Genomic DNA, 5,549 nt, shown 5'->3' with positions numbered 1-5,549 from the left:
GTTCGCTCCGCGAACACGTCGCGCCGTCGCTCCGCGACGGAAGACGACCACGCACTCCGTGCGTGGTCCGGGACTTCGTCCCGGGGATCCGGGCCACTCCGTGGCCCTTGAGTCCAACTCCGTTGGACTCAAGCCCTGTTCGCTCCGCGATCAGGGCGACGGGCCGCGCTCCGCACGGCCCTGGGCTGGCTGCATGTGTAGGCGTCAGGGCCTGGGGGTGACCGGCTGCTTGACGGGGCATCTCTTTGCTACTGACTCGTGGTCGGTTTCGGGAGAGGTCGGTCCGTCTTATGGAAGCAGAAAACTATGGAATCTTCGAGATGTCTGTGGGCCCCTCTTCGGAGACGTCGGGGGCGATCCCGGGCCGGTCCTCTCGGAGGATCTCGTCCATCAACTTGCTTTGATCTTCGGGTAGTTGACCTGCTTTCTGTTTGGTGCGGGTCTTGCACAGCCACGGGCCGATCATGACGCGCTCGCCGTCGGCCTCGATCCATTCCCTGGCCCCTGGCGGACGGCCGTGACGCTCCACGAAGGCGCGCAGCAGCAACGCTGTCTGCTCGAAGGAACGGCGTTTCCTGGTACCGGATGTGACGGGCGTTCTCGGCGTTTGCCTCAGTGGGACTTGATCGGCGGTCAGGCCGAGGTTGGTGAGGAGGTCGTGTTGTCCGGAGTTGAGTTCGTGCCACGTGGTGAACTGACGGTGCAGCCAGCTGCCGGCCTTCACGCCGTCGATCACCGTGTCACGGCGGAGCGTGGCCGGGTCGTGGCCGGCTTCGATGTGGTGCTTGATCAGGTGGTATTTGCGGTGCCAGTCGGGGCCGTGCGGGAGTGTCCAGTGCGGGTCGAGGATGGTGAGCTGCGCTTCGCGGCTAGGTGTGAGGCGGCCTTTGCGGGCCAGGGACCGCTGGTCGGCGAGGAACTGACCGCCCGGCTCCTGGGAGGGGATGGCGAGGTGGCCGTGCTCGGCGTGGAAGGCCTCGACGGTGGCCAGGTGTCCCTGCCAAGCGGCTTCGTTCTCGTCCCAGACCATGCCCAGGTCTTCGAGCTCGGCGATCCACTCGGCGGTCAGGGTGCCTTGGTGGTAGGCGGTGCGTTGTCCGGTGATGAACTGGCCGAGTCGGTAGCCGTAGGCGTCCTCGTAGTCGGCCGGGACGCGGAGGTGACCGTGCTCGGCGTGGTAGCGGACGGCGGCCGCGAGGCCGGCGCGGCGGGGTGCGGACAGAACCGCACCAGCGGCGGGCCAGGCCAGCAGGTCCATGGCCCGGGCGATACGTCTGGGATCGAGGGTGAAGTCGAACCGGAACCGGCGTGTGAGGAGGCGGTGGGTGTCGCTGTCCAGGCGGTGCGCGGTGGTCTTGCGCGGGGCGCGGGCGGCGATGGACTGGTCGTGGTGGCGTAGCGCGGCGGTGACCAGCCAGAGGGCTTCGTAGGGGGTGGAGAGGAGGTCGGTGGGGTCGGCGTCGGGTGGGGTGTAGGCGGGGATGACCAGGCTCGCCGTCTTACACTCGATGGTCGGGGGCTTGCGCAGGGCGCGGCCGAGGGCCTGGACGATGCGGCGCACGCTCGCCGTGCGGTCCGCGAACACGATCGCGTCCACGGCCGGCAGGTCCACTCCCTCGGCCAGGACCTGGGCATTGGTGAGCACGCTGCGGTCGGCATCGGCGAAGCCGGTGAGGATGGCGTGGCGCTGGTCGGGGGTGTGCGTGCCATTGATCGACTGCACGAGAAGGTCGTCGGCCCATGCGGGGCGCTGGTCCGCGGGAAGGGTGCGCAGCGTGTGGCCGAACTGGCGGGCGAAGTCGGCGGCGTCCGCAATCTGCTGGAAGTAGACGATCACGTGCTTGAGGTCGTGCTCGGTCATGGCCTTGAGAACGGCCAGGTGCAGGGCGGTCGTGCGGCGGGCTGTGGCGGTGTGAGCGTCGGGGCCGGTGAGGTGGGTGCGCAGGTCGGTGTCGGTGATTGTGGGCACGAGGAGCTGGTAGTCGGCCAGGACGCCGTCGTCGATCGCGTCTGCGTGGGAGTAGGTGTGCAGGCGAGGGCCGAAGACTTTCGCGTCGTCCATCGACGCGATCAGAGCAGGTGCCTCCCATTGCGGTGCCGTGGCTGCGGTCCGCTTGGGCAGCGGGCGTGTGTCGGGGGCCTCGGTCAGGCGGGGCGCTTCCCATTCATATGGTGTCGCGGTCAGGTACAGGCGTCGGGCGGCCCGGATGCGGGTGTTGTCGTGGAGCATCGTCCACTGTTTGTCCCAGCTGCCGGCTGTGCGGTGCGCCTCGTCCACGACCAGGAGGTCGAAGAGAGGCGCGGTGAAGACGGAGTGCTGCGTCTCCTCGATCCGGGGCAGGGAGTCGAGGGTGACGAACACGGTCGCCTTCTTGTGGCGGGACAGCCAGTAGGCCAGGTACTCCCCCGACCCCGTACTCTGCGCGCCCGCGGCAGCGAGCATCGGGTGCTTGTCCGACTTAAGTGAGGAGACGGCCATCAACGGCTCTGTGCGTCCGTCGGAGCGGGCCGCAGCCGCCCACTGGGCAATCAGGTCCAGCGATGGAACAGCGACCAGGAGATGGGGGGCGTCCAGGGCCTCGGCGATGCGCAGCGCGGTCAGCGTCTTGCCCGTCCCGCACGCGGAGACGATATGGCCGCGGGTACGTGGGCTTTTCAGATGCCGCGCCACCGTGTCCACCGCGTGCTGCTGATCGACGCGCAGCATGCGGCGATCAGTGGACGCTGCGGGCTCAGAGCGGGTGGGCATCACGTACACCTCGGACTCACGGCGGGCATGGTTATCCGTCATCCTCTCGTATGGAAGGGGGCGGCATGCGAGGCCGGTGTCGTCTGGCTCACGGGGCGGAAAGCGCGGTGTCCTTCGCCTTCGGCTGCACGCTCCGCTTGGGGCCCTGAGTGTTCGGCTGGAGTCTGCGTGTGTAAGGGAGGGCCAAGGGGTTGCTCCCTACATCGGCTGGTCGGGGTATGAACGAGATCCGCCTCGATGAGGACCACCGCTTCTTCGACCATGCTCCCCGGCTTGAGGCGTGAGCGTTGTCCAGGCGGATGCCTCAGGACGCTACGGATCCGGGCTGGGGCTGGGCGGGCACTGGTTGGCCGGCAGCGGGAAGGGTGGTCTGTTCGGCGAGCTTGCGGTAGCCGGTCACCGTGAGGGCGCGCCAGGCGCGGTAGAAACCGAAGGCGGTCGCCATCCCCAAGGCGCTGGTGGCGCCGAGGATGAGCGGGCGGTGCTCGAAGGAGTAGCGCAGCATGGCCAGGTCTGCAGTGAAGGTCAGGGCCAGGGTGTTGAGGGTCCATCCGCGGCAGATCCGCATGCGGGAGCGCGCGTAGTCCGCGCGGGCAGCCAGCACGGGTGAATCGGCCAGGCGCAGGCGTGCCTGGGCGTAGGCGGTGTTGGAGGGGAAGAAGCGGGTGCGCAGCTGGCGGCGGTGCGGCGTGAGGGCGGTGTCAGCTGCTCGGTCGATGAGGATGCCCAGGGCGTAGGCAGCGGCGAGGCCTACACCGGCGGCCGCCGATGAACCCGTTACGGGGGCGAGTTTCGCCGTGGTGGCAGGGCCGATCAGTGCGATGAGGAGCAGCGCGGACGCAGTGATCGCGCCGATCCCGACGACAAGGACCTCGACGAACATCGCGGTCGCGGCCGCGAGAGCGGGAGGTTCCGGCTGCGGTGAGCTGCTCATAGTGCGGTTCCCCAGATCTGTGCCATGTCGGTGAGCATCGTTTCCGGTAGCTCGCTCTTGTTCCATGTGCTCTTGAGGCGGAAGCGGGCGTTGGCCAGCCGCTCAAAGATGATCAAGCTTTCCGGCTGGCTGGCCAGCAGATAGCGGCCATGTTCCAGAAAGTGGGCGCTGCTGGGGCCGTAGTCGTCATAGTTCCGCTGGATGCGCTCACGGAAGCGTTCAGTGAACTTGGCCAGTTGCTCGCTATAGGTAGCGTCATCGTCGATGGTCTGGGACAGGACGCCGATGACGTCCTGCGACAGGTCGCGGCTGGACGGGTGGTCGGTGAACGTGCGATAGACCTGCTCGGCGACTTCGAGGAGCCGGTTGCTGCGGGCGAGGTCGGGATCTTGCCGTGCCAAAGCTTCCACCCCCCGTTCGACCTCGAGGTCGAACAGTTCGACCAGGGCAATCAGACGGTACAGCGAGCGACTGACATCGGCGGGTGGGGTGACACCGGGCTTGTACAGCAGCTTGTGCGACATGCGTGCCCACAAGTCGACTGCTTCGGTGCGCAGTTGGATCTCGCACTCGTAGGGAATGCCGTCGGGGTCCTGTGCCCCGCCCACCATGAGGGCCTGGATGTGCAGGCGTGGGTAGCGGAGCAGGTCTTCCTTGCCGACGTCTTCGCGGTAGTCCTGCACCTCGACGATCTTGAGGTTGTCTTTGATCACGTCCAGGGCAGGATCGAGCAAGCCGCTGTGCGGCACGATGACGCGCACGCCTGCCTTGTCGGTGATCTCTTTCCATGGGTCGGCATAGCCCTTGCGTGGTGAATGAGCCTTGGCGTTGAAGCTGGTGAGCTCTTTGGCTCTGGCGATTACCTGACAGTCGATGCCTCTGCGGGCAATGTGGTGCGCAAGGTGTGTTTTGGTCTCTTCGGCTGCCCGCTCGATGCTCGGCCGCTCTTTCCGGTAGCGTTGGAAAGCCTCTTCAGCGGTCAGGGTCATGCGGGGGCCACCGCAGGCGTTGGGGGCGTGGTGGTGGCGTTCATGTCTGCGCTGGCGGGAGCTCGTTGCCGGCGGATGCCTGGGTGGCTTGGGCCGGGATGGCCATGACGCTCTCGAGTCCCGGGATCATTTCCTTCTGGGCGGGCGCGGACAATTCTGCGGGCTGGCTGGGCGGCTTGGGACGGCGTCCCATCGAAGTGCCACTGCTGGTATTGGTGAGCTTTGAGGTGACCGTGACTGTGGTGCGGCCGTCGTCGAGATCCTCCACCACGACCGTGCCGTCCTGCACTGCCTCCAGGGGCGCAACCAGGAACGCGCCGTTCGACAGGTCGACGCGCATCTTCTGTAGCCGGTTGCTGATGAACTCGGTGTTCTTGTCGAAAGTGCGGACCGGGACGTCATTCTCCTCGAGGAACTCTGCGAAGTCGTCGTGGTGCGGTTCCTTCAGATGGGTCTCGATGAACGTCGCAGGATCCAGCGTCGGGGCGGAGTTCTGGAGTTCGACCATGACGGCCATGACGTAGTCCACCCGTACATCGGAGTGGGTGAAGCGGCTGTTGACCCAGTCTATGGCCACGTCGTGGAAGCGGCGGGTGAGCTCGCGGGGATCGTTCTGGTGCCGGCAGCCCAGGAACTTCTCGAGGAAGAAGCGGGCCACGTCCTTGCCCGATTTCTGCGGGTCTGCGGCCCATCCATGAAGTCCTGAATCGGCCAGCCCTTCTTCCGAGAAGAGCGCCACCTTGTAGACCTTGGACTTCTCGGTGAACAACAGGTTGGCGAAATACTGAGGTGACCCCCGTGGTGTGGACACACCTGACAATGGATCTTGATGGTCCAGGAAGGTGTAGATCCACATGGCAAGGCCCTCGAAGTACAG

At 66.4% G+C, this 5,549-nt stretch carries 3 protein-coding genes and 1 pseudogene; all 4 read right to left on the bottom strand.

What is annotated here, in order from left to right; all coding sequences use genetic code 11:
* Positions 1 to 304 precede the first annotated feature (304 nt).
* Positions 305 to 2,749 (bottom strand): Helicase associated domain protein, encoded by a 2,445-nt coding sequence (locus ACFV8T_RS45180; protein ID WP_385339654.1) that lies wholly within the window; start codon positions 2,747 to 2,749, stop codon positions 305 to 307.
* A gap of 304 nt (positions 2,750 to 3,053) precedes the next feature.
* The gene (locus ACFV8T_RS45175) at positions 3,054 to 3,683 is read right to left on the bottom strand and encodes a hypothetical protein (RefSeq protein ID WP_385339651.1); all 630 of its coding nucleotides are present in this window, start codon (positions 3,681 to 3,683) and stop codon (positions 3,054 to 3,056) included.
* Positions 3,680 to 4,672 carry a hypothetical protein gene (locus ACFV8T_RS45170; protein ID WP_385339648.1) on the bottom strand — a complete coding sequence of 331 codons (993 nt, stop codon included), beginning with the start codon at positions 4,670 to 4,672 and terminating at the stop codon, positions 3,680 to 3,682. Before ACFV8T_RS45170 ends, ACFV8T_RS45175 begins: the two co-directional genes overlap by 4 nt.
* Positions 4,673 to 4,712: 40 nt before the next feature.
* Positions 4,713 to 5,549 (bottom strand): annotated as a pseudogene (locus tag ACFV8T_RS45165) (hypothetical protein); the annotation flags it as partial.

The organism is Streptomyces sp. NPDC059832 (genome assembly GCF_042731715.1).
Lineage (GTDB): Bacteria > Actinomycetota > Actinomycetes > Streptomycetales > Streptomycetaceae > Streptomyces.
This window is presented reverse-complemented; position numbering and strand designations above follow the sequence as displayed.

What these genes read in the sequence shown, in the direction of transcription:
- ACFV8T_RS45180 (WP_385339654.1), bottom strand. Translation starts at nt 2,749, where the DNA reads ATGCCCACCCGCTCTGAGCCCGCAGCGTCCACTGATCGCCGCATGCTG.
- ACFV8T_RS45175 (WP_385339651.1), bottom strand. Translation starts at nt 3,683, where the DNA reads ATGAGCAGCTCACCGCAGCCGGAACCTCCCGCTCTCGCGGCCGCGACC.
- ACFV8T_RS45170 (WP_385339648.1), bottom strand. Translation starts at nt 4,672, where the DNA reads ATGACCCTGACCGCTGAAGAGGCTTTCCAACGCTACCGGAAAGAGCGG.